21 protein-coding genes are annotated in these 22,322 nt (G+C 61.3%); 17 read left to right on the top strand and 4 right to left on the bottom strand.

What is annotated here, in order from left to right; translation table 11 throughout:
• The first annotated feature begins 31 nt into the window (after window positions 1-31).
• Window positions 32-1,255 (top strand): ABC transporter substrate-binding protein, encoded by a 1,224-nt coding sequence (locus tag AB7828_RS15255; RefSeq protein WP_120286710.1) that lies wholly within the window; start codon window positions 32-34, stop codon window positions 1,253-1,255.
• 73 nt (window positions 1,256-1,328) lie between these two features.
• Here AB7828_RS15255 and AB7828_RS15250 read toward each other — a convergent pair whose 3' ends face one another.
• Window positions 1,329-2,195 (bottom strand): AraC family transcriptional regulator, encoded by an 867-nt coding sequence (locus AB7828_RS15250; RefSeq protein WP_439068608.1) that lies wholly within the window; start codon window positions 2,193-2,195, stop codon window positions 1,329-1,331.
• A gap of 284 nt (window positions 2,196-2,479) precedes the next feature.
• On the opposite strand from AB7828_RS15250, the gene mdeB reads away from it, so the two are divergent.
• Genes mdeB through AB7828_RS15230 form a run of 4 tightly spaced genes read left to right on the top strand, consistent with a single transcriptional unit; the run spans window position 2,480 to window position 8,577 of the window.
• Window positions 2,480-5,167 carry an alpha-ketoglutarate dehydrogenase gene (gene mdeB, locus AB7828_RS15245; RefSeq protein ID WP_441230494.1) on the top strand — a complete coding sequence of 896 codons (2,688 nt, stop codon included), beginning with the start codon at window positions 2,480-2,482 and terminating at the stop codon, window positions 5,165-5,167.
• Between the two features lie 21 nt (window positions 5,168-5,188).
• Window positions 5,189-6,463 carry a 2-oxo acid dehydrogenase subunit E2 gene (locus tag AB7828_RS15240; RefSeq protein ID WP_120286713.1) on the top strand — a complete coding sequence of 425 codons (1,275 nt, stop codon included), beginning with the start codon at window positions 5,189-5,191 and terminating at the stop codon, window positions 6,461-6,463.
• 8 nt (window positions 6,464-6,471) lie between these two features.
• The gene (gene lpdA / locus AB7828_RS15235) at window positions 6,472-8,217 is read left to right on the top strand and encodes a dihydrolipoyl dehydrogenase (RefSeq protein WP_441230493.1); all 1,746 of its coding nucleotides are present in this window, start codon (window positions 6,472-6,474) and stop codon (window positions 8,215-8,217) included.
• Between the two features lie 24 nt (window positions 8,218-8,241).
• Window positions 8,242-8,577: a hypothetical protein gene (locus AB7828_RS15230; RefSeq protein ID WP_441230492.1), complete on the top strand. Its 336-nt coding sequence runs from the start codon at window positions 8,242-8,244 to the stop codon at window positions 8,575-8,577.
• Between the two features lie 208 nt (window positions 8,578-8,785).
• On the opposite strand, the gene AB7828_RS15225 is transcribed toward AB7828_RS15230, so the two are convergent.
• Window positions 8,786-9,409, bottom strand: a complete 624-nt coding sequence (locus tag AB7828_RS15225; RefSeq protein WP_439068606.1) for a MarR family winged helix-turn-helix transcriptional regulator — start codon at window positions 9,407-9,409, stop codon at window positions 8,786-8,788.
• 167 nt (window positions 9,410-9,576) lie between these two features.
• Between AB7828_RS15225 and AB7828_RS15220 the strand changes: the two genes are divergently transcribed.
• The 9 genes from AB7828_RS15220 to AB7828_RS15180 all read left to right on the top strand — a co-directional run bounded on the left by AB7828_RS15220 (window position 9,577) and on the right by AB7828_RS15180 (window position 17,760).
• A complete protein-coding gene (locus AB7828_RS15220) occupies window positions 9,577-11,838 on the top strand; it encodes a xanthine dehydrogenase family protein molybdopterin-binding subunit (protein WP_199711947.1) in 2,262 nt (753 codons plus the stop codon).
• A gap of 16 nt (window positions 11,839-11,854) precedes the next feature.
• Entirely contained in the window at window positions 11,855-12,292 is a 438-nt protein-coding gene (locus AB7828_RS15215) for a CoxG family protein (protein WP_439068605.1), read from the top strand.
• A 2-nt stretch (window positions 12,293-12,294) separates the two neighbouring features.
• Window positions 12,295-13,161, top strand: coding sequence for an FAD binding domain-containing protein (locus tag AB7828_RS15210; RefSeq protein WP_120286716.1), 867 nt, complete (start codon window positions 12,295-12,297; stop codon window positions 13,159-13,161).
• 5 nt (window positions 13,162-13,166) lie between these two features.
• On the top strand, window positions 13,167-13,628 hold the full coding sequence (locus AB7828_RS15205) for a (2Fe-2S)-binding protein (RefSeq protein WP_120286717.1): 462 nt from the start codon (window positions 13,167-13,169) through the stop codon (window positions 13,626-13,628).
• 65 nt (window positions 13,629-13,693) lie between these two features.
• The gene (locus AB7828_RS15200) at window positions 13,694-14,905 is read left to right on the top strand and encodes an FAD-dependent monooxygenase (RefSeq protein ID WP_120286718.1); all 1,212 of its coding nucleotides are present in this window, start codon (window positions 13,694-13,696) and stop codon (window positions 14,903-14,905) included.
• A 22-nt stretch (window positions 14,906-14,927) separates the two neighbouring features.
• A complete protein-coding gene (locus tag AB7828_RS15195) occupies window positions 14,928-15,629 on the top strand; it encodes an isochorismatase family protein (protein ID WP_439084159.1) in 702 nt (233 codons plus the stop codon).
• Window positions 15,626-16,477 carry an alpha/beta fold hydrolase gene (locus AB7828_RS15190; RefSeq protein ID WP_120286720.1) on the top strand — a complete coding sequence of 284 codons (852 nt, stop codon included), beginning with the start codon at window positions 15,626-15,628 and terminating at the stop codon, window positions 16,475-16,477. The genes AB7828_RS15195 and AB7828_RS15190 overlap by 4 nt, the downstream gene beginning before the upstream one ends.
• A 15-nt stretch (window positions 16,478-16,492) precedes the next feature.
• Entirely contained in the window at window positions 16,493-17,545 is a 1,053-nt protein-coding gene (locus AB7828_RS15185) for a leucyl aminopeptidase (RefSeq protein WP_120286721.1), read from the top strand.
• A gap of 74 nt (window positions 17,546-17,619) precedes the next feature.
• Entirely contained in the window at window positions 17,620-17,760 is a 141-nt protein-coding gene (locus AB7828_RS15180) for a hypothetical protein (RefSeq protein ID WP_439084160.1), read from the top strand.
• Between the two features lie 332 nt (window positions 17,761-18,092).
• On the opposite strand, the gene AB7828_RS15175 is transcribed toward AB7828_RS15180, so the two are convergent.
• Window positions 18,093-18,515 carry a PaaI family thioesterase gene (locus tag AB7828_RS15175; protein ID WP_120286722.1) on the bottom strand — a complete coding sequence of 141 codons (423 nt, stop codon included), beginning with the start codon at window positions 18,513-18,515 and terminating at the stop codon, window positions 18,093-18,095.
• Between the two features lie 42 nt (window positions 18,516-18,557).
• Window positions 18,558-19,031 carry a MarR family winged helix-turn-helix transcriptional regulator gene (locus tag AB7828_RS15170; protein WP_439068603.1) on the bottom strand — a complete coding sequence of 158 codons (474 nt, stop codon included), beginning with the start codon at window positions 19,029-19,031 and terminating at the stop codon, window positions 18,558-18,560.
• A 271-nt stretch (window positions 19,032-19,302) separates the two neighbouring features.
• On the opposite strand from AB7828_RS15170, the gene AB7828_RS15165 reads away from it, so the two are divergent.
• The 3 genes from AB7828_RS15165 to AB7828_RS15155 are packed head-to-tail and all read left to right on the top strand — an operon-like array spanning window position 19,303 to window position 22,275.
• The gene (locus AB7828_RS15165) at window positions 19,303-20,256 is read left to right on the top strand and encodes a tripartite tricarboxylate transporter substrate binding protein (RefSeq protein ID WP_120286724.1); all 954 of its coding nucleotides are present in this window, start codon (window positions 19,303-19,305) and stop codon (window positions 20,254-20,256) included.
• A gap of 7 nt (window positions 20,257-20,263) precedes the next feature.
• Window positions 20,264-20,764, top strand: a complete 501-nt coding sequence (locus AB7828_RS15160; RefSeq protein ID WP_120286725.1) for a tripartite tricarboxylate transporter TctB family protein — start codon at window positions 20,264-20,266, stop codon at window positions 20,762-20,764.
• 2 nt (window positions 20,765-20,766) lie between these two features.
• On the top strand, window positions 20,767-22,275 hold the full coding sequence (locus AB7828_RS15155) for a tripartite tricarboxylate transporter permease (RefSeq protein ID WP_120286726.1): 1,509 nt from the start codon (window positions 20,767-20,769) through the stop codon (window positions 22,273-22,275).
• Window positions 22,276-22,322 lie beyond the last annotated feature (47 nt).

Genomic DNA, 22,322 nt, shown 5'->3' with positions numbered 1-22,322 from the left:
AATCTTTCTCATTTCAAAGCAGGACATTCATATGACCAAGCGAGGCGGAATTACACGGCGGACGATCGTAGGAAGCGGATTGGGGATTGCAGTCGGCCTGACGTCGTGGCCGTCTGTCGCGGCGACGCCGAAAGTGAAAATCGGGGCGATCATGCCCAGCAGCGGCGTGCTCGCCTTTCCAGGCCAGGCCTGTGTTCGGGGAATTGACCTCGGTGCGAAATTCGCGCGCGAGAAATACGGGCTCGACATCGAGATCGTTCATGCGGATACGCAGAGCCGCCCCGAGAATGGTCGGATCGCTGCGGAGAGCCTCATTCGGCAGGGCTGCACCGTGCTGATCGGCGCGTGGGATTCCGGAGCCACCATCTCGGCGCTCCAGGCATGCGAAGCCGCCAAGGTGCCGATGGTCGTTCACATTGCCAGCGCGACACAGGTGACTTCGCAGGGGTTCACCCAGGTCTTCCGTTATTACCCGACCTCGCTCACCATCGTGCGGCAGTCGCTGGTCGAGCTGAAGTCCGTACTCGGCACGTTGAAAGATCCGCCGACCAGCGCAGCCATCCTCCATCTCAACAACACGATGGGACAATCGACGGCTGCGAGTATTGACCAGGCGTGGAAAGAGGTGAACGTTCCGCTCAAGATCGCGCAATATGTCGCCTATGACGAAAAGGCCAAAGACCTCTCCGTCGAAGTTGCTAAGGCCAAGGCATCGGGAGCTGACGCGTTGATCTCGGTCACCCGCGTCAACGACGCGATCATGATCGCACGCGAATGCATCAAGCAGGGATGGGATCCCAAGATGGTGTTCTCACCCAATTCCAATGGCGTGTCCGACAAGGCCTATCACGACGCGCTTGGAAAATATGGCAATGGTCCGATCTTGTCGGCGCTCTGGCTCAATCCGAAGGGAGCCGATTCCGGAAAGATCATCAAGATGTTCGCGACCGACTATCCCAATGACTGGTTCGACGCGAATGCGGGCTGCGCCTTCGAGGCCGTGCAGATCGTCGGCGATGCGGTGAAGCGGGCGTCGTCGTCGGAGTCGGGAGCCATTCACAGCGCGCTCAAGGCGACCGACATGAAGCCGGTCCTGATGTATGGCGAAAACACCAAATTCGATGAGACCGGACAGAACGTCAACTGTTCGATGGTCATGCTGCAAGGCCTGCAAGGCAGACCACGCGTGGTGGCGCCGAAAGAAATCGCGGAAGCGTCGCTCGAATATCCGCTGACGCCCTACAGCAAGCGATAACGAAGCCGGTTCATGCGGCCCCATGGAAACATCGTGGGGCCCGCCCGCGCCCGGATGCTGCGAAGCGTGAGGGCTACGGCAGAGTTTCAAGATTGATCAGACGCGCTCGCTCGGCTAGAAAGCGCCGCGGGCTTTTTCCCATCGTTTTTTTGAACATTGTAATGAACGCACTGGGCGTCTCGTAGCCTAGATCCAGCGAAACCGTCTGCACAGAACTGCCGGCCGTGAGGCGCTGCATCGCGATGAGGAGCTGCAGCCGCTGGCGCCAGCGCCCGAATGTCATTCCCGTCTCCTTTACGACGAGGCGGGCGAATGTGCTCTCGCTCATTGCATATCGTGCTGCCAGCTCACCAATAGTGCTGCGGTCGCCGGGATTCTGCAGCAGGGCCGCTGCGAGATGCTGAAGTCGGCTGTCCGCGGAGATCGGCAGATACATCTCATCCGTCGTCGACATCTGAACAAGCTCGTCGAGCAAGACTCGCCCAAGGCGGCTGGTCGGCCCCTCCAATGGGTAGAGCGGCGGGAAGACGGACAAGCGATGGATCAGTTCCCGCACCAGCGACGTGATCATGAGCGTGCAGCAGGTCCGTGGCAGCATGCTGACTTGCGGATCGATGAACACCGTGTAGATGCGGCCGAAGTCGGCCACGCAGTTACTGTGAAGAATGCCGGCCGGTATCCAGACGGCGCCTTGCGGAGGGACGATCCACAAGCCGCCCGGTGCTCTGCACATCACCGAGCCGTGAGATGCGACGACCAGCTGGCCCTTTCGATGTGAATGCAACGGGAGATCGTCGTTGTCCTCACTCGTCTCGAGGCAAAACGAGGTGATCGGGCGATCGAACTGATCCGGATCGACCGGATCATAATTGATCCGGAGATCGGGCAAATCCATGCGGGCAAAATCGGGATCGTATTTGGGATCGGGCGCGATTCGCATTGTGTGACTCGTCGACGCTGTCTGGCCCTGGCGCGGCCTTGCCAAGCGACGATAGCGTTTCCGCAACGCGAGGTCACTGAAAACTGCGCAGCATGAGATGGCCGATCTGCGGCAAAATGCCGGTTTTGTAATCCGCGCAGCAGATCGGCCAACAGCAGAGAATGCTGAATGAGGCGTCCGGCGTCCACGTAAGGCGTGCAATCTTCCAGATTGCGTCGGTATTCGGCAGCAAGTGCCACGGTACTCGATGCTACCAAGTACGGGCTTTTTCAGGAGTCCGACGAATGACCGTTCATATCGATCCGCCGCGCAAAGTCGTTACCTCGCCGCTTCTTGATCAAGACGAATTGGAGACCGCTGATTGGCTGGCGTCCCTCGGATCGCTCCACCGAAGTGCCGGCGCCGATCGTGTCCGATATATTCTGGCGGCACTGGATCGGCGTGCGAAGGAGATCGGGGTGTTGCCCGATGCGCCGCCCTATTCGCCATATCGCAATTCGATTCCGCTGGAGACGCAGAAGCCCTATCCCGGTGACGTCGCGCTTGAGACACGCTTGACCGCCATCATCCGCTGGAATGCGCTCGCGATGGTGGTTCGCGCCAACAAGGCCTATGGTGAGCTTGGAGGGCACGTCGCTAGCTACGCGTCGGTCGCCGAGATCTTCGAGGTCGGCTTCAATCATTTCTTCCGCGCATCGACCGACGAATCCGAGGGCGATGTGGTCTATTTCCAACCGCACTCGTCTCCGGGGGGTTATGCGCGCGCCTATCTCGAAGGGCGGCTTTCGGACGAGAATCTAAAACTCTATCGACAGGAACTAAGCGGCCCGGGCCTCGCCTCTTATCCGCATCCCTGGCTGATGCCTGAGTTCTGGCAGGTCCCCACGGCCTCCATGGGCCTTGGGCCGATCAGCGCCATTTATCAGGCGCGGTTCATGAAGTATCTCGAACATCGCGGGCTGGTGCAGACGCGCGGCCGCCACGTATGGGGTGTGTTCGGCGACGGCGAGATGGACGAGCCGGAATCGATCGCCGGGCTCGCACTCGCTGCGCGCGAGAAACTCGATAATCTCACTTTCATCGTCAACTGCAACCTGCAGCGCTTGGATGGGCCGGTTCGCGGCAACGGCCAGGTGATCCAGGAGTTGGAGTCGATCTTCCAAGGTGCCGGTTGGAACGTCATCAAGGTCTTGTGGGGATCGGACTGGGATGACATTTTCGCGCGCGACAGCAAGCATGCTTTGTTGCGCAAGTTCGCCGAAACGGTCGATGGAAAGTATCAGACGCTCGGAGCCAAAGATGGCGCCTATAACCTCGCCAATTTCTTCAGCGAAGACCCCGAGGTTCGCGCACTTGTCGCGCATATGTCCGATGCCGATATCGATGGTTTGAAGCGCGGCGGCCACGACTTACGAAAACTCTTTGCGGCATTCGCAGCGGCCAAAGATACTAAAGGCCGCCCGACCGTAATTCTCGCCAAGACGAAGAAGGGCTATGGCATGGGCGGGGCTGGCGAGTCTCGCATGACCTCGCATCAGGCGAAGAAGCTCGACATTGATGCGCTCTATGCATTCCGTGACCGATTTAGTCTGCCCCTCACCAATCAGCAGGTCGAGAATCTGGAGTTTTTCAAGCCGGCGGAGGACAGCGCGGAGCTGCAATATCTGCGCGCCCGCCGCGAGGCGCTTGGTGGCTATATGCCCGTGCGACGGCGCCGGTCTGAGGCTCTCGCCGTGCCGCCACTGCAGTCTTATGGCGACTTTGCACTACGCGGAGACGGCAAGGAAACATCCACCACCATGGCGATCGTGCGTCTGTTCTCCAACCTGCTGAAGGACAAGACGCTCGGCCCGCGCGTCATTCCCATCGTTGCTGACGAAGCGCGGACATTCGGGATGGCCAATCTCTTTCGCCAAGTCGGCATCTATTCGCCGGTCGGCCAGCTCTACGAGCCGGAAGATGCCGGCTCGATGCTGTACTACAAGGAAGCGACCGACGGTCAGCTGCTGGAGGAAGGCATCACCGAGGCTGGGGCGATCTCGTCCTGGACCGCTGCCGCGACATCCTACAGCGTGCATAATTTCGCGCTTCTGCCGTTCTATATCTACTATTCGATGTTCGGGTTCCAGCGGATCGGCGATCTCATCTGGGCGGCTGCGGATCAGCGTGCGCGCGGCTTCCTGATCGGCGCGACGGCGGGGCGCACCACGCTGGGCGGTGAGGGGCTGCAGCATCAGGACGGTTCGAGCCATGTGATCGCGGCCACAATACCAAATTGCCGCGCCTATGACCCGGCCTTCTCCTACGAGGTCGCAACCATCGTCGATCACGGCATGCGGTCCATGCTGGAGGAGGGGCGCGACGAGTTCTATTACCTGACGGTGATGAACGAGAATTATGCGCAGCCGTCGATGCCGGCGGGCGTGCAGGATGACATCATCAAGGGGCTGTACCGGATAGTTGCAACAAAGACGGTATCGCCACAGGTGCGGCTCGTCGGATCCGGCGCCATCCTGCCGGAGGTTCTGGCCGCGGCCAAAATGTTGGAGGACGATTGGCAGATCGCATCTGAGGTGTGGTCAGCCACCAGCTTCTCCGAACTCGCGCGCGACGCACGCGACGTCGAACGGCACAACCGCCTCAATCCGTTGTCCGATCAGATCGAATGCCATGCATCGAAATGTTTATCTGGAGGCATCCCCGTCGTGGCAGCGTCTGATTACGTGCGCGCCTATCCGCAGTTGATCGCCTCGTATATCGAGGCACCCTACATGGTGCTGGGGACCGACGGTTTCGGACGCAGCGATACGCGCGCAGCGCTAAGGTCGTTCTTCGAGGTCGATCGCAAGCAGATTGTCCTGGCCGCGTTGTCCGCCGCGGCACGCGCAGGCAATATCGACCGCAAGCGCGTGGCTGATGCCATCAAGCGCTACGAAATAACCGTCGAAGTCGTTTCGCCATGGTCCCGATAATCAATTAGTCAGAACAGCGTCATGAGCAATTCAGTAGAAGTGGTCCTGCCGGATATTGGCGACTACAAGGACGTTCCCATCGTCGAGATCAATGTGGCGGTCGGCGACCAGATCGCCATCGATACGCCTTTGCTGTCGATCGAATCCGACAAGGCGACGATGGAGGTGCCGTCGCCCGCCGCCGGCAAGATCAAGCAGTTGATGATCGAGGTCGGCAGCCGGGTGTCCCAGGGCGCGGTGCTGATGATCCTGGAAGGTGCGGGGGCCTCCGCCTCGACCTCTCAGGTGAAGCCCATTGAGACACTGTCGGCCCCCGCGCAGCCCGATTCACCGACTGCGCCTAAGCCGGCCGCGCCCGCACCGATGGTGGAGAGCCGCGACACCCAGCGGCAGCCGATCGCATCGGCGGCGCATGCATCGCCGTCGGTGCGCTCCTTGGCACGCGAACTGGGCGTGGCATTGAATGGCGTGACGCCTACCGGGCTTAAGGGCCGGATCCTGCGCGAGGACGTCGCCAATCACGTCATGCGTGTCCTGAGCGCGCCGCGCGGGACATCGCCAGGGCAAGGCCTGCTCGACTGGCCGAAGGTGGATTTTGAGAAATTCGGTCCGATCGAGCGGCAGCCACTATCGCGAATCCAGAAGCTGACCGGCGCAAACCTGTCGCGCAACTGGAACGTGATCCCTCATGTCACGAATTTCGACAAAGCGGATGTCACTGACGCCGAAGCGTTCCGCAAGATCGTCAACGGCCAGAGCGACAAGAGCGCACCGAAACTGACCATGGTCTCCTTCCTGATCAAGGCATCGGCGCTGGCATTAAAGAAATATCCGCGCTTCAATGCCTCGCTGGAACAGGACGAGCTGGTACTCAAGCAATACGTCCATGTCGGCTTCGCCGTCGATACGCCAAAGGGCCTGGTCGTGCCGGTGATCAGGGACTGCGACAGGAAAGGTCTGCTGGAGATCGCATCGGAGATGCGCGCCCTCGCGGATAAGGCGATCGCGGGTCAGCTTCCCGCGAGTGACATGCAGGGCGGATGCTTTTCCGTCTCCTCCCTCGGCGGCGTCGGCGGCGCTGGCTTCACGCCCATCATCAACGCGCCCGAAGTCGCCATTCTCGGCGCCGGACGATCGGCCACCGAGGCTGTCTGGAACGGCACCGAATTCCAGCCGCGTTCGATTCTTGCGGTCAGCCTGTCATGGGATCACCGCGTGGTTGATGGCGTCGCTGCCGCCCAATTCCTCGGCTTCATCGCAGCGGTCCTCAGCGACCTGCGGCGATATGCGTTGTGAGGTCGATCATGGAACGCACCGTTAAGATCGAAGTCCCCGATATCGGCGACTTCACGGAAGTCGAGATCGTCGACGTACTTGTGGCGGCGGGCGATGTCGTCGCCGCCGAACAGGCGCTGATCACCGTAGAGTCCGACAAGGCGACCCTGGAGATTCCATCGCCTGCGGCAGGCAGGATCGCCAGCGTGCTCCTGAAGGTCGGCGATAAGGTGTCGAAGGGCACGGCGATCGCCACGCTGGTCCCGGCCGATGCGGAGCGAGCCGATGCGCCGATCGCAGCCCCTGTCAAGGCGGCCGGCGAGGGCGGCGGCGGGCAGTTCGACCTCGTCGTGATCGGCGGCGGGCCGGGCGGCTATTCAGCGGCCTACCGCGCCGCGGATCTCGGCCTCAAGGTCGCGATCGTCGAACGGCACGAGACCCTCGGCGGCGTATGCCTGAATGTCGGATGCATTCCATCAAAGGCACTGCTGCACATCGCCGCCGTGAAGGAGGAAGCGGAGCGGATCTCCGACAAGGGCGTGCGTTTCAGCAAAGCGGTGATCGACCTCGACGCGCTCCGCGCGTTCAAGAATGGCACGGTCAAGAAGCTCACCGACGGCTTGAGCCAGATGGCCGGCGCTCGGAATGTCACGTTGATCCGCGGCGTCGCGCAGTTTGAATCCGCGCAATGCCTGACCGTCACCGACGCCGAGGGCGCAACGCATCGCGTGGCATTCGCCTCCTGTATCATCGCCACCGGCTCGTCGGCCGTGAAGCTCGGTGTGTTTCCGGACGACAAGCGCGTCGTCACATCCACCAGCGCGCTGCGATTGGACGCTATCCCGGAGCGCATGCTGGTGGTCGGCGCCGGCATCATCGGCTTGGAGATGGCCACGGTTTACAACGCGCTAGGCGCCAGGGTCGACGTGGTCGAGCGCCTGTCGGACATGCTCGCTGGCCTTGACCCCGATGCGATAAAGATCTGGCGAAGCCGCAACAATCATCGCTTCGGTGCTATCGATCTCAACGCCAGCGTCACCAGCGCCAAAGCGGGCCCTGACGGCATAGCGGTGCAGATCGCCGGCGCGAAGGACACGAGCCGGTCCTATGATCTGGTCCTGCAGTCGGCCGGCCGGCTGCCGAACAGTGCGGATCTCGGGCTCGAAACCATTGGCATTGCCTGCGATGCCAGAGGTTTCGTGACCGTCGATGCGCAGATGCGCACCAATGTGCCGCACATCTTTGCCATCGGCGATGTCGCTGGCGGTCCCATGCTGGCGCATAAGGCCGTGCACGAAGGCCACGTGGCGGCGGAAGCTGCGGCCGGCCACAAGAGCTTCTTCGACGCCAAGTTAGTGCCGAATGTTGCCTATACTGATCCCGAGATCGCCTGGGTCGGAGAGATGGAAGGTGCAGCTGGCGCCGCACCGTTGGGCCGGCGCAGCAAGAGCGCGAAATTTCCGTGGGCGGCATCGGGGCGAGCAATTGCGTCAGGCGCCGCCTATGGCATGACAAAACTAATCTTCGATGAGGAAACGCATCGCATCATCGGCGGCGTGATCGTCGGACCGCATGCCGGCGACATGATTGGGGAAATCTGCCTCGCCATTGAGATGGGCGCCGATGCAATCGATATCGGCAAGACTATCCATCCGCATCCGACTCTCGGCGAAACCATCGGTATGGCGGCTGAAATCTACGAAGGCGTCTGCACCGATACACTGCCTAGCTCTCGAAAGTCGCTGAAAAGATCGTCGGCCAACGGAAGTATTTAAGCTGATCCAGAGGATGACTATGACGTGGCAGGCGATCTCACCTATCTAGGAATCTCATTAAACGCCCAGGAAGAGGAGTTCGCAGCCGCTTGTCGCGATTTTACTTTGGCGAAGCAGCCGCAGCTATCCGCGAAAATCCTTCTTTTCAATCGATGCCTCTCGATCTCGAGAGATTTGCCGGTCATAGAAGCGTTCTTAGAACACGGTCTAGCGCGTTTGCTCAAAGTCATGTCGCTAGCGGTGCAAAACGGGCGCATAAGTGCCAACGATCAACCGAAGCTGAAACACGATCTCGCGTTATTCAAAATAAAAATCTTGAGTTCGGTCAGCCGGGACAACGGCCAAATGTTGAACAGCTAAATCACTTCTCTTTGGATCGTGCGCTCTACGGCAGACGATTTCGGCAGAGACAATCTAACTGGCCTCTGGACGGGATTGACGACCGGGCTGCCAGAATGGCCTCAACATACCCGGACTTTGCGGTTATTTTTGCCGAGGCATGGTTCGACATCATCAGTCCGTCTGCGAAACTTTTCGTTCCGGGAAGTGCCTGAGTGTCAGTTGTTTATCATCGGCGAATTACTTTTTTTAAGATCTCAGTCAGCGTTCGAAACTCCTGCTGGCTCAGCGGCGAAAATGTCTCGCTAGATATCTCCCCGATGGTCTCTATCGCGGCGTCGGCTATTCGTCGCCCCTTTTCGGTCAGGTCGATTTCTCTCCGTCTTGGATCCAGCGGATCCTTGTAGCTCGTGATCAGGCCGCGCGACTTGAGGCGTGTAATTACGCCAGTGATCGTCGCCGAATCATAATGAATGAGCCGACCGAGATGGTTCTGGGAGCAGGGACCCACCTCGCGCAGTTTCGCTAGCGTCGAGAACTGAGGCGCCGTCAAGCCTTCGATCATCTTTGCGGTAAAAAAAGCCGTGTGGGTCCGCAAGGCGACCCGCAGCAGAAAGCCGGGCGCCTCATCAAGCGTATATGAGAGCGCGGCATCTTTCGCTTTGTCGGTCGAGCGTGGCTTCGTCTTAGGCGACAAACATTCCCCCGGGTCTGATCTGGCATCAATTGCAAGCCATGATACGGCGCGAAAGCCGTTAAGGCTGCTTGCCTGTTTACCGATCCCGGCCGCCGAAATCCACGGTGGTCTCTGCAATTTCCTGTCTTTGGCCTCATGGGAAATGGCCGTCTGCACGCAGGGAGGGTCAAAGCTCCCGGCCAGCCTATAATGCGTACAGTCGTGCACGAGCGCAGCACTTGCATACGAGCAATAAATGCTTTAGCGCTTGTCGCAGCGTTTTTCAAACTGCGTCGCGGCACCGCGCGGCTCGGAATAGCAGCGAAGTTCCCGTGGATTGTTGAATGTCGAAGACGATTGACAGTATGAGCTCCGTGCGGCCCGACCTCATCGAGAAGGTCACCGGGCGGGCGGAGTACATCACCGACCTGACGGTGCCGGGCATGCTGCACGGCTTCGTGGTCCGGTCGCCGGCGGTCCATGCCCGTATCGTGTCGATCGATACGAGCGCAGCACTGGCGTCCGACGGCGTTGTTGATGTGCTGACCGGCGCCGATGTCGCGCAATTCGGCCTATGGGGTCTGGTTCTCAAGGATCGGCCGATCATTGCGATCGACCGCGTTCGTCATGTCGGGGAACCCATCGCCGTGGTGGTCGCCGACACGGTCGAGATCGCGGAAAACGCCGCGGAACTGGTCGATGTCGAATATGAAGAGCTGCCGCGGGCGACGACGATCCAGGAGGCGATGGCCGACGGCGCACCGCTGATCCACGCGCATCACGAAAATCTTCAGGACTTCTATTTCAAGGGCGGCGCGCGCCCGACCCAGGGCAGCAACGTCTTTCACACCTATCGGAACGAAGTCGGTGACGTCGACGCGGCCGAGGCCACCGCCGCCTATATCCACGAGGATCACTTCACCTTTCCCGGCATCTCGCATTTCGCATTGGAGCCGCACACCGTGATCGCCGACTTCAAGGGCGATTCCCTGACCATCTGGGCTGGCGCACAAACGCCGACGGCCGTGCAGAAAGTATTGTCACGCCTGTTCGGCCTGCAGCTTGCGCGCATCCGAGTGATCGTCCCGTTCGTTGGCGGCGGCTTCGGTGGAAAGGCATCGGTCAAAATCGAGCCGCTGGTCGCAGCTGCGTCCTGGAAGGTGCAGCGTCCGGTTCGCATTGCCCAATCCCAAGTGGAGTCCATGCTCACCTGCCGCAGGCTCGGCGCGGACATAACGATACGCACCGCAGTGGACGCGAAGGGGCGCATTGTCGCCAAGAGCGCAAAGCTGCTGCTCGATGGTGGCGCCTATTCCGATACAGGCTCCGCGGTCGCAACCAAGTCGGCCAATCGCATCATGGGCCCGTATGTGATGCCCAATCTGCGTCTCGAAGCGCAAGCGGTGTATACGAACACGATCCCGGGGGCCGCATTTCGTTCGATCGGCGGCCCGCAGGCCGTATGGGCCAAGGAGTCGCACATGGACAATGTCGCGGCGGCCATCGGCATGGATCCGAGCGAATTCCGGTTGATCAATTTGGCATCCCGAGGCCAGCGCACGCGGCCGGACCTGCGGGCGCTCGACATGGATATGAGCGAGCTGATGGGCCGGGTGAGCCAGTCGTTCGGCACCGAAGCCAACGCGTCCAACAGGAAGTCGCGTGGGCTCGCCGTGGCGGCAACGGATCCGGCCAATACGCCGATCAGCAACGCGATCGTGCGGCTCAAGATCGACGGCTCGATCCTGGTTTCGACCTCTGCCATCGAAGTGGGACAGGGATCCCATGCGACCATGGGGCGGATCGCGGCACAGACGCTGAAGCAGCCGGCCTCCGCGGTCACGGTGTTGCGCACGGATACGGCGGTCGCCCCCTATGACTGGGGCACTGGGGCCAGTCGCTCGACCATTGTGGTCGGCCTGTCGGTCGAAAAGGCAGCGCTCGATGCAGCCGATCAGATCCTGGAGATGGTCGCAGATGTCTGGGAGCTGCCGAAGGAGAGCCTGTCGCTGGTCGAAGGCGGCGTCTCGATTGGCGCCGAAGTTCTCACCTTTCACGAGATATTCCATCGGACGCTGGGCGTCGATTCCGGCGAGGTCATCGGCCGCGGCGCCATTACCCCGCGCTCGAAGAAAGGGGCGTTGGTCGAGTCGCCGCTGTTTTGGGAGACTTCGGCGGGTCTTGCTGAAATCGTCGTCGATGAAGACACCGGCGAAATCCACGTTCCCCGCTATGCCAGCGCCGCCGATGTCGGCCGGGTCATCAACCGCGTCGCCGCCGAAGGGCAGGACGAGGGCGCGGCTGTGATGGGATTCGGGCACGCGCTTTACGAGCAGTTGGAATTCGAGGACGGCCAGCCGGTCAATGCGAATCCAATCGACTATTTCATCCCGCGGATCTCCGACGTGCCGCCGGCCTTCGACACCATCCTGATTGAAAATGGCGACGGTCCCGGGCCGGGCGGCGCCAAGGGAATGGGCGAAGGCGCCATTCTTCCGGTCGCGCCGGCGATCGCCAACGCGCTGTTCTCTGCTTATGGGGTCCGCATTACCGACCTGCCCATGACGCCGGAAAAAGTGTGGCGCGCTTTGCAGAAGAGGAATTGAGCTAATGGAATTCAAGATGTCGATGGTCGTCCCGGCGACACCTGCGGAGCTTTGGAGCACGCTGCTAGATGTGCCGCGCATTTCGTCCTGCATCCCGGGCTGCGACAATGTCGAGGAAATCGAACGGCTCGTGACCTACAAAGCAACGGTCAAGCAGAAAATCGGCCCGTTCAAGATCGAAGTACCCGCCGATATCGTCGTCGAGTCCATCACCGAGCCGTCGCACGTACGCACCCGCGCCACGGGGCGCGACAAGTTCACCGGTACGCGGCTTGCGGTGGTCCTCGATGTGACGGTGACGCCGCAGGACGCCGGCTCGACATTCGCCGTGGAAGCGAAGGTCGATGTGCAGGGACGCCTCGCCTCCATGGGCTTCGGCGTCATCAAGCGACGAGTCGATCAGAATTTCGAAGAGTTTGAAAAGAAGCTCAAAGACATGTTGGGCGCTGCTTGATCATGCTGCCGCTTCCCTTCGAATATACAAGGTTGCCGACGATCGACGAGGCACTCGCAGCCGTCGGTGAGGACGGCGAGGGCATGTTCTATTCCGGCGGCACCGAGCTGCTGTTGGCGATGAAGATGCGCGTGATCCATACGGAACGGCTCGTTGATATCAAGGGTATCGCGGGGCTCGATGGCATCATGTTGAACGATGCGGACGAGATCGAGATCGGCGCGCGCTGCACGCATAACCGGATTGCGGGCGATGCACTCATTCAGGAGCATGTGCCGGCGCTGTCCGCGCTCTGCGCCGATGTGGCCAATATCAGGGTCCGCAGCGTCGGGACTATCGGCGGCAACCTGTGCTTCGGAGAGCCGCATGCCGATCCGCCGACCATGCTGGCGGCGCTCGATGCGCGGCTGGTGCTGCAGGGTCTCGGTGGCATCCGAACCGTGCCTGCGGACGAGTTCATCCAAGGCGAATTGGAAACGGTGCGTGCGCCGAACGAGCTGCTGACGACAATCGTATTTCCGCGGCCGAGCGGCTCCGTCACCTATCGCCGTTTCAAGCATGGCGAACGGCCGTCGGTAAATGTCGCCATGGCCTGGTCGCTGGCCGAGCGCAATACGATCATCGCAAGCGCCCGGATCCGCGTCGGCGCACTGAGCTTCCGCCCGCAGGCGTTGACGGCCGTCGAAGACGCACTTCGCGGCCGTTCCGTCGTCGAGGCGCGTTGCGCCGTGGCTGAGGCATTGCCGGCGGCGCTTGATGCGCTCGACGTCAACGCCGATCGGCATGGCGGCGCCGACTACAAGCGCCATCTCGCCCGCGTCCTGCTACAGAGAAATCTGGACGACGCGCTTGGTGGCAGCAGGAGCTAGGCCGGATGACACATCATCTCCCCATTTCCTTCTCGCTGAATGGCGAGGCCATCGCGATCGAGGTGCCGACTCACACGCTGCTGGTCGATCTGATCAGGGATCGCATCGGCCTCAAGGGCACGAAGCGGTCCTGCGACATGGAGGTCTGCGGCGCCTGCACCGTGCTGCTCGACGGCGCGCCGATTTCGAGTTGCACGACACTGGCGGTGGACGTGGATCGCCGCGAGGTCACGACCATCGAGGGGGTAACTCCGGCGGACGGTCTGTCGCGCATCCAGGAGGCCTTCGTGCGTCACGGCGGTCTGCAATGCGGCTTCTGTACGCCTGGCTTCATCATGGCGGTGACCGCGCTGCTGAAAGCGAAGCCGCATCCGACCGACGACGAAATCCGCCACTACCTGCACGGCAATCTGTGTCGGTGCACCGGATACATCAAGATTTTCGAGGCGGTGAAGAGTCTTGCCTAGCAGCATGTCTCGGAAGACGCCGCCTGAACCATCGTGCCCCAGCACATCTTTTGTCCGGAGATATCATGAATACTGAACAAGTCGGCAAGTCGAGCATTCTCATCGCCGGCGCCGGGATCGGCGGCCTCGCGATGGCCCTGTCGCTGCTGCGTCGCGGCATCGATTGCGACGTGTTCGAGCAGGCACCCGAACTGCGCGAGGTCGGCGCTGGCCTGTGGATTTCCATGAATGGCGTGCGTGTTCTCAACGATCTCGGCCTGACCGAGCAGGTCGAGCAGAGCTGTATCGCGGCCGAACGGCGCGACATCCGTCTGTGGAGCACTGGCCAAAGCTGGCCGCTCTATAACCGTGCGATGGATGTTGCCGGCAATCAGCCTTACCTTCTGCTCCGTGCGCATCTCCTCAAGCTTCTGACGGACGGCGTCCGCAAACTGAAGCCGGGCGCCATTCATCTGAACGCCCATGTCGTCGGATTCAGCCAGACCGATGGCGGCGTCCGAGCGACCCTCGCCGACGGTGCCGAGGTCGAAGGCCGCGCGCTGATCGGGGCCGACGGCGCCCATTCCAAGGTCCGGACCGGGATCATGGGTCAGCTCGCGAGCAAGTACACCAATGTCATCGCCTGGCGCGGTCTGGTGCCGGTCGATCGGCTGGCGCCGCACCAGCGAGAGCATGTGGTGTCGACCTGGATTGGGCCGACCGCGCATGTCACCGCCTATCCGGTGCTGTGGCAGGACACCATGCTGATGACTTTTTCGGGACAGGTCGACCGCGCCGACTGGCAGCTGGAATCTTGGTCCGAGAAAGGATCGATCGAGGAGTGTCTCCGCGATTTCGTAGGCTGGCATTCCGACATCATCGCGCTGGTCGAGAACGTCGATACGCTGAACAAATGGGGCCTGTTCGTGAGGCCGCCGCTCAAGACTTGGTCGCAGGGCCGCGTCACCTTGCTGGGCGACGCCTGTCACTCGATGCCGCCCTATCTCGGGCAGGGCGTGAACATGGCGCTGGAGGACGCCGCCGTGCTGGCGCGCTGCCTCGACGAGCAGCCCAACGATTTGGCCAGGGCGTTCCAAACCTATCAGGGGCTACGGCTCGATCGCACCGGCAAGGTGGTGGAGTCGGCGATCGGCATGCTGCCGATCTTCCACAACAAGGCGCTCGGCACGGTCGAGACCGCGGACGACTACATCAGGACGCAGTGGTCACCGGTCGCGTCCAAGGCGCGCTTCGACTGGATCTACCAATACGACGCGACCTCCGTGCCGCTTCGGTGACATCAAAGACAGGAGTGTAGTCGTGACCATCAAGCAGCCTTGGGACGACGTCATTCCATTGGAGGAGCGCGAGACCTATGCGATGGCCGGGCTCGGCGGCGCGGCCGGCTTCGGCAAGCGGCCGGCACTCCTCGTCATTGACGTTCAATATCGTTCGGTCGGCGACCGGCCGATGCCGATCCGCGAGGCGGTGAAGCAGTATCCGACCAGTTGTGGCGACGCCGGGTGGAATGCCATTCCGCATATCGCCAATCTCGTGAGCGTGTTTCGCGAGAACAGGTGGCCGGTGATCTTCCCGCACGTCGCCCGCAAGGTCGCCCAGGACCACGGCGCGTTCGCCACCAAGATTCCGGGCATCATGCAGATCCCTGCAGCGGGTTATGATTTTGTCAAGGAAGTTGCCCCGCAACCCGGCGAATTGCTGCTGCCGAAGACTCAGGCAAGCGCCTTCTTCGGCACGCCGTTGGCGACCTATCTGATCGGCGGCGGCGTGGATTCGCTCGTCGTCACGGGCTGCACCACCAGCGGCTGCGTTCGCGCATCGGTCGTTGATGCCTGCGCCTTGAACTTCAAATCCATCGTTCCGAGCGACGCGGTGTATGATCGGTCCCCGACCTCGCATGCCGTCAACCTGTTCGACATCGCCAGCAAATATGCCGACATTCTGCCCACGCACGCCGTCATCGACAAGCTTCGGACATTGTCGGCGGAGCGCGCACCGTGACCGGCACCGGGCCCTCGAAATTGCTTTACGGCGCCCATGTGCGCGCCAACGGCATCCGACAGCATTATCTGAGATTCGGTGGAAGCGGACCGGTGTTGATCATCGTTCCGGGAATCTCGACCACGGCGGCGCAATGGGCTTTCGTCGCCGAACGCCTTTGCGTCGGACGCGATATCTTTGTTCTTGATGTTCGCGGCCGCGGCCTGTCCGAAAGCGGTCCGCATCTCAACTACTCGCTCGATGCCTGCGCGTCCGACCTCCTCGCATTCACCGAGGCGCTCGGCATCACGAGATACACGATCCTCGGTCACTCCATGGGGGCGCGCATCGGCATTCGCGCGTCGCGCTGGCGGCCGGCCTCCATCGAGCGTTTGATCATGGTGGATCCGCCCGTTTCGGGTCCAGGTCGTCGCGCCTATCCTATTCCGATCGAACCGCTGATCAGACTGCTGCACAGCGCGCAGCGCGGCGATGTTGAAGCGGCCCTGCGCGGCCCGGATGCTCCGAATTGGCCAGAGCAGCACATCAAGATGCGTGCCGAGTGGATGCATACCTGCGACGAGCGCGCCTTGACGGAGAGCCACAAGGGTTTCCATCACGACGACGTTCACTTCGATCTCGGCAATCTCGCCGTCGCTGCCACATTGATCGTCGCGGGCAAAGGCGGCGTCATTCGGGGTGAGGATGAAGCCGAAATCCAGCGACTGCTGCCTTCCATTGCGATCCGGCGCCTCGAAGGCGCCAGTCACCAGATGCAGATCGACGATACCGAAGGATTCCTCGCCATCGTCGAGGACATTCTTGCGCCGCCACGTTCCCAGCAAGCCGATCTTTCCACCCATCGCTAACAGGAGTCTGTCACAATGCCCAGGCAACGCGTCGATGTTGAGATGCTCGATCTGTTCAAGACCGAGCTCGAACTCTGCAAGGTCAGGAAGGGCGAAGTCGTCGTCGTACTCAGCGGCGGCGAGGATCAGCCGGAATACGCCCAGGCCTTCATGCTGGCTGCCCAGAGCCTGGGTGCCACGACCTTTCATATCAACGTGCCGAAATACGGTCAGGGCAAGGTCGCCGGCCTGCAAGGCCGCCACGCCCTGACGGGCATTCAGCTAGCCATCGATACGCTGAAGCGCGCCGATATGGTGATCGATCTGCTCGGTCTGCTGTTCTCCAAAGAACAGGCCGAAATCCAGGAGGCCGGTGCGCGCATCCTGCGCGTGATGGAGCCGTTCCACATTCTCAAGAAGATGTTTCCGACCGAGGACCTGCGCCGCCGCACCGAACTGTCGCGCAAGCTGCTGCAGTCGGCCAGCAAGATGCGCATCACCTCGCCGGGCGGAACCGATGTGACCTATGGGCTGAAGCAATATCCGGTGATTTCCGAATATGGCTATACCGACGAGCCCGGCCGCTGGGATCACTTCCCTTCCGGCTTCGCCTTCACGCAGGCGACCGATGGCGATGTCAACGGCACCGTGGTGCTGATGCCCGGCGATATCCTCTGCGCCTTCAAGCGCTACATCCAGTCGCCGGTCACGCTGACGGTAAAGGACGGCTTCATCGTCGATATCCAGGGCGAGGGCACAGATGCGCTCCTGATCAAGAACTATATCGACAGCTTCGGCGATCCGCGCGGCTGGGCGATCGCGCATATCGGCTGGGGCTCCAACGAGCGCGCGCAATGGCATCACATCGCCGCCTCGCAGCAATTGTCCGAGGAGCACATCATGAACGCGCTTTCGTTCTACGGAAACGTGCTGTTCTCCACCGGCCCGAACGTGGAGCTCGGTGGCACCAACGACACGCCGTGCCATCTCGACATTCCGCTGCGCGGCTGCAGCCTGTGGCTGGACGACATCCATATCCTGGACAAGGGCGAGTTTGCCTACAAGGAGCTGAGAGCCCCGGGCAGATAGGCGGCAGCGACAATCATTCGGCGGGCTTCGCGCGATCGAAGCCCGAGCCCTCCGACTTTCAGCCAGATTGCCAGATGTCCGCATCGGTCTTTTCCATCGAACAATTAAACCGCGAACCAGCACTACGCGATCATGATTTCGGCCATGCTGGGACACATCCTCGACTTCTGTTTTCCGTGGCCGCCCTGGTGACCGCCTTTGCATGGAATTACTGATCGCTCGCGGTGCTGCGGCTGATCACCGGCACGCGCGCCCTTACAGCATCGGCATGGTGCTGTTGAACGAGGTCTGGAAAAGCAGAGCCGGGGCTTCGGCGCGGGGGCGGATCTCGGCGGCATGGTCGCCATCGCATTGCTGGCCGCAGCCGTCCTCGTCATCGCGTCGCTGCTATTGCCAGAGACCCTCGGCCGGGCCTGTCGGCCAAGGGATTTCACAGCGGCGATGGTCATGGGCGGATGCCGCTTCGGTGTTGCGCTCCTAAGGATCGCGGCGGCGACAACGCTGCAGGCACAGACGTCCGGCGAGGGCTGCTTTTGTCGGCCACCGGCTATCGACCGGATGTCAGAAAGACCATCCGGCCCGTCGCCAGCAAACGATTTTCCCGATTAAAAACGGACGCGTCGACGCCGGCCACGGTGCGCCCGAAATGAAGCACGTTGGCGTCCGTCATCAGTTCCGATTCGAAGCCCGGCCGCAAAAAATCGACCCGCATATCGATGGTCTGCGCCGGCCTGCCGAGCAGGGTAGCGACCGCATACGATCCCGCGGTATCGAGCAGGGTCGCCAGGATGCCGCCATGGGCGAAGCGATGGTCGGGATTGGAGATGAATTCGTCCCGCCAGGGCGATGACAGCCGGATTTGTCCGGCGGCGGCGTGGACGACCCTCAAGCCCATCCAGTTCGCAAGGTGATTGCGGGACAGACGGCTTTGGAGTTCATCGGCAGTGAGCTGCATCGAATGGGCGGGCATCGCGGCTTTGGCCTATCAGAAAGGAAAAAGAAAATCGCGGGGCTATCGCAGGATCACTTTCTTTAGCAGCGCGGTTAGCGTCGCATGCTCGCTCGCAGACAGCGGCGAGAATGTTTCCTGCGATATCTTCTTGACGGCGGCGATGGCATCGTCGGCGATGGCCCGGCCACTCTCCGTCAGGTCGACAGCGACGCGGCGGCGATCGAGTGGATCAACGATGCTTTCGATCAGACCGCGAATCTTCAGTCGGTTGACGACCCCGGTGATGGTTGCGGAATCATAGTGGATCAGGCGCCCGAGATAGTTTTGCGAGCACGGCCCGACTTCCTTGAGCTTAGCCAGCGTCGAGAATTGCGGCGCGGTGAGACCGTCGATCATATTTCCGGCGAATACCGTCGTATGGGCTTTTAGCGCCACGCGCAGGAGAAAACCGGGTTGATCGTCGAGCGCATATGGCTGCTCCGGCTGTGGAGCAACGCTGGCAATATTTGCTCTCTTCGTTGAAGCGATGGTCATCGGGTTCTCGCGCCTGTCGTACGAAGGCTGCAAGCGTCTCGATACCTGACAACCGGGATGAATGCTTCTATCCCATTCGTTTGCTTGCTTGCAAGTTGTGCGCTTGCGAACAAGTTTTGTGCTTGCATACGAGTGATAATCGAAATATCGTTGTGTTTGATAAAAGTCGGCGGAAGCGTCTTGCCCGGGCAGATCATGCGCTCGGAGTCCGAAGCATCGGGATGTGCCCGACCGTCGATTTCTGTTTGGTCACTCGACGGGGTAGCTCACGATGCGCAGAATTGCAGGAATCGCCTTTGCTAGTTTCGCTCTCGCCAATTCGTGCGCTTTCGCTGCGGATGAGCCGTTTCCCACCAAGCCAGTGACCTTGACCGTCAATTACGGCGCCGGAGGCGGCTCGGATGCGATTGCGCGCGCGCTTGGAAGGGCGCTGGAGAAGCCGCTGAAGCAGCCGGTGACAATCGAGAATGTGGCGGGCGGCGCGGGCACGCGCGGCGTGACGGCCGTAGTGACGGCCGTGGCCGATGGGTACCAGATCGGTGTCGCGACCAACAGTCCGATGACCATTGCCGTGCACTCGGTCAAGGGGCTGTCCTGGGGAGATCCCGGCACCTATGATATCCTAGGCGGTATCGGCATCGTCTACAACGCCCTCTGCATTCAGGCCGATTCGCCGTTGCAGAAGCTGGACGACGTGGTGAACTATGCGCGCCAGAATCCCGGCAAGCTGAAGGTCGCCAGCATCGCCGGCGGCATCAATCACTACACTTGGGACGCCTTTGCCAAGAAGGCCAATATCAATATTAGATTCGTGCCCTATAGCGGCGACGCCGACGGCGTAGCCTCATTTCTCGGCAAGAACACCGAGCTCGTGGCGCTCACATGGCCGGGTCTGAGAGCGCAGGTCGAGGTCGGCAAAGCGCGGCCGCTGGCCGTGTTCGGCCCGGAGCGGATGGCGACCAATCCGAATGTTCCGACCTTCAAGGAGCTGGGTTACGACGTCGTCACCACCAGCGACTATGTCGTCTACGCACCAAAGGGAATTCCGGAGGCCAGGCGAAGCGTTCTGATCGAAGCCATCAAGCAGGCGGTGTCGGATCCCGATTTCCGGCTTGTTCTGGTGGCGCAGAACATCCAGGTCAAGTTCACCGATGGCGAGGAGATGACCCGGCAATTCACAGAGGTCTTTCGCGGCACGGCGCCGTCTGCACAGGCCGGAAAGTAGGTCGCGGATGGTCGACGCGACAGCAACTGACGTCGATGTCCCGGCAGCGGCCAAAGGATCGCGGCTGACCTCGCTGATCCTGACCGCTGCAGGCCTGGGCTATTTGTACCAATCGATGCAGCTTCCGATGGGGGATCCCCTGGGGACAGGCGTCGGTGCGATCCCTGCACTAATCGCGGTTTGCTGGGTGGCATTCGGCATCTATGTCACGATCCGCAACCGCCCCGTGGCTGCGGAGCTCGGTCCGTGGCCGCGCGGCACAGCGGCGCTGCGCGTCGGTTATTCGCTTCTGCTCTGCATAGCCTTCGTAGTGACGTTGCCCTTTCTCGGCATCTTCCTGACGACGACGGCCTTCCTGCTTCTGATGGCGCGCCTCGCCGATGCCACATGGAAGAATGCGTGCGTGGTTGCCGTGACGACGCCGATCGCGTTCTGGGTCGTGTTCGCGCTCGGCCTTAAAGTCTCGCTTCCTTACGGATCGCTGTTCACCACCATGTTTGGAGGCTGACGATGGACCTGCTCGCCCAAATGCTCGGCGGCTTCGCCGTCGCGCTTCAGCCGGTCAATATCGGCGCTGCCCTGTTGGGTGCGCTCGTCGGCACAGCCACTGGCGTTCTGCCCGGCCTCGGCGTGCTCGGTGCGATGGCCATTCTCATGCCGATCACCGTGCATTTTTCCGCGGTCACCGGTTTGATCATGCTGGCCGGCATTTATTACGGCGCCATGTATGGCGGATCGACAACGGCCATCCTCCTGCGTATTCCGGGCGAGGGAGGATCCATCGTCACCACCATCGATGGCTACGAATTCGCACGCAAGGGACGGGCAGGGGCGGCGCTGATGATCTGCGCCGTCGGCTCGTTCATCGCGGGCACGATTAGCATTGTTGGGCTGAGCCTGTTCACCACCGTCCTAGCCGATGTCGCCTTGCGCTTCTCCTCGCCAGAATTCTGCTTGTTGGCGCTGCTGGGCGGCCTGACCCTGGTGCGCATCACCGGCAACGACCCGGCGCGAAATATGTTGATGCTGTTGATCGGGATGGCGCTGGCAACGATCGGTGTCGATGCCGTGGGCGGTGACACCCGTTTCACTTTCGACACCAACACTCTCGCGCTGGGCTTCGATCTTGTCCCGATCACGCTCGGCCTTTACGGGTTGAGCGAACTGTTTCATGTCGTCGCTTCTAATAATGGATTCCCTCGTGCCGATAGGGTGCGGCTGCGCGACATGATTCCGACACGGGTCGAATGGTCGCGGGCATGGCCGGCGATCGTGCGTGGCTCCGGCATCGGTTTTCTAATCGGCCTGTTACCGGGGCCAGGATCGCTGACCGCAACTTTCGCGTCCTATGGCGTTGAGAAGGCGATCGCTCGCAAATATCGCGATGAATTCGGCCGCGGGGCGGTTGAGGGATTCGCCGGGCCTGAGGCTGCCAACAATGCCGTGGCGACGTCGGCGCTGGTGCCTGTGCTGGCCCTTGGCATCCCGTTCACGCCCAATGTGGCATTGATGCTGGGCGCGCTGATCGTTCAGGGAATCCAGCCGGGGCCGCTGCTGCTGTCGCAGCATCCGGATGTGGTGTGGGGCCTGCTCGCATCGATGTATATCGGAAACATTGCATTGCTCGCGCTGAACCTGCCGCTGGTCGGCATTTGGGTGCGCCTGCTGCGGGTGCCGCAATATGCGCTGATCGGCTTCATCTTTGCGATCAGTTTCATCGGCGTCTATACGATGCGCAGCAGCTACTGGGATCTTTGCGTGCTGGTGGGATTCGGCGCGGTCGGGGCGATTCTGCGGCAGATCGGTTTCGACCTCGCGCCGCTGGTCCTTGGAATCGTAATCGGGCCCATTTTCGAGAAATCGCTCCGCGAAACGCTGTTTCTAAGCGGTGGCGATCTATCCATCTTTGTCACCCGGCCGATCAGCGGGACCTTGTCCGCGCTTTGCGTCGTGGCAGTGCTGGGTCCCGCCATCATCGCCATGGTCAGGCGAAACGCCATCCGCGCAAAACACGCATAACATCGCAGCCTGTCATCAAGTTGAACAGCACTGCGGGGAGGGAATGG

It is taken from the genome of Tardiphaga sp. 215_C5_N2_1 (genome assembly GCF_052076055.1).
GTDB classification, from domain to species: domain Bacteria; phylum Pseudomonadota; class Alphaproteobacteria; order Rhizobiales; family Xanthobacteraceae; genus Tardiphaga; species Tardiphaga robiniae.
Note: the sequence above shows the minus strand (reverse complement) of the source record. Positions and strands in the feature narration are given on the sequence as shown.

Bases quoted from the DNA above. Each gene is read 5' to 3' on its own strand.
- AB7828_RS15200 (WP_120286718.1), top strand. From the start codon at position 13,694: ATGAATACTGAACAAGTCGGCAAGTCGAGCATTCTCATCGCCGGCGCC.
- AB7828_RS15205 (WP_120286717.1), top strand. From the start codon at position 13,167: ATGACACATCATCTCCCCATTTCCTTCTCGCTGAATGGCGAGGCCATC.
- AB7828_RS15210 (WP_120286716.1), top strand. From the start codon at position 12,295: ATGCTGCCGCTTCCCTTCGAATATACAAGGTTGCCGACGATCGACGAG.
- AB7828_RS15240 (WP_120286713.1), top strand. From the start codon at position 5,189: ATGAGCAATTCAGTAGAAGTGGTCCTGCCGGATATTGGCGACTACAAG.
- lpdA (WP_441230493.1), top strand. From the start codon at position 6,472: ATGGAACGCACCGTTAAGATCGAAGTCCCCGATATCGGCGACTTCACG.
- AB7828_RS15155 (WP_120286726.1), top strand. From the start codon at position 20,767: ATGGACCTGCTCGCCCAAATGCTCGGCGGCTTCGCCGTCGCGCTTCAG.
- AB7828_RS15255 (WP_120286710.1), top strand. From the start codon at position 32: ATGACCAAGCGAGGCGGAATTACACGGCGGACGATCGTAGGAAGCGGA.
- mdeB (WP_441230494.1), top strand. From the start codon at position 2,480: ATGACCGTTCATATCGATCCGCCGCGCAAAGTCGTTACCTCGCCGCTT.
- AB7828_RS15165 (WP_120286724.1), top strand. From the start codon at position 19,303: ATGCGCAGAATTGCAGGAATCGCCTTTGCTAGTTTCGCTCTCGCCAAT.
- AB7828_RS15175 (WP_120286722.1), bottom strand. From the start codon at position 18,515: ATGCCCGCCCATTCGATGCAGCTCACTGCCGATGAACTCCAAAGCCGT.
- AB7828_RS15215 (WP_439068605.1), top strand. From the start codon at position 11,855: ATGTCGATGGTCGTCCCGGCGACACCTGCGGAGCTTTGGAGCACGCTG.
- AB7828_RS15160 (WP_120286725.1), top strand. From the start codon at position 20,264: ATGGTCGACGCGACAGCAACTGACGTCGATGTCCCGGCAGCGGCCAAA.
- AB7828_RS15180 (WP_439084160.1), top strand. From the start codon at position 17,620: ATGTCCGCATCGGTCTTTTCCATCGAACAATTAAACCGCGAACCAGCA.
- AB7828_RS15220 (WP_199711947.1), top strand. From the start codon at position 9,577: ATGTCGAAGACGATTGACAGTATGAGCTCCGTGCGGCCCGACCTCATC.
- AB7828_RS15185 (WP_120286721.1), top strand. From the start codon at position 16,493: ATGCCCAGGCAACGCGTCGATGTTGAGATGCTCGATCTGTTCAAGACC.
- AB7828_RS15170 (WP_439068603.1), bottom strand. From the start codon at position 19,031: ATGACCATCGCTTCAACGAAGAGAGCAAATATTGCCAGCGTTGCTCCA.
- AB7828_RS15250 (WP_439068608.1), bottom strand. From the start codon at position 2,195: ATGCGAATCGCGCCCGATCCCAAATACGATCCCGATTTTGCCCGCATG.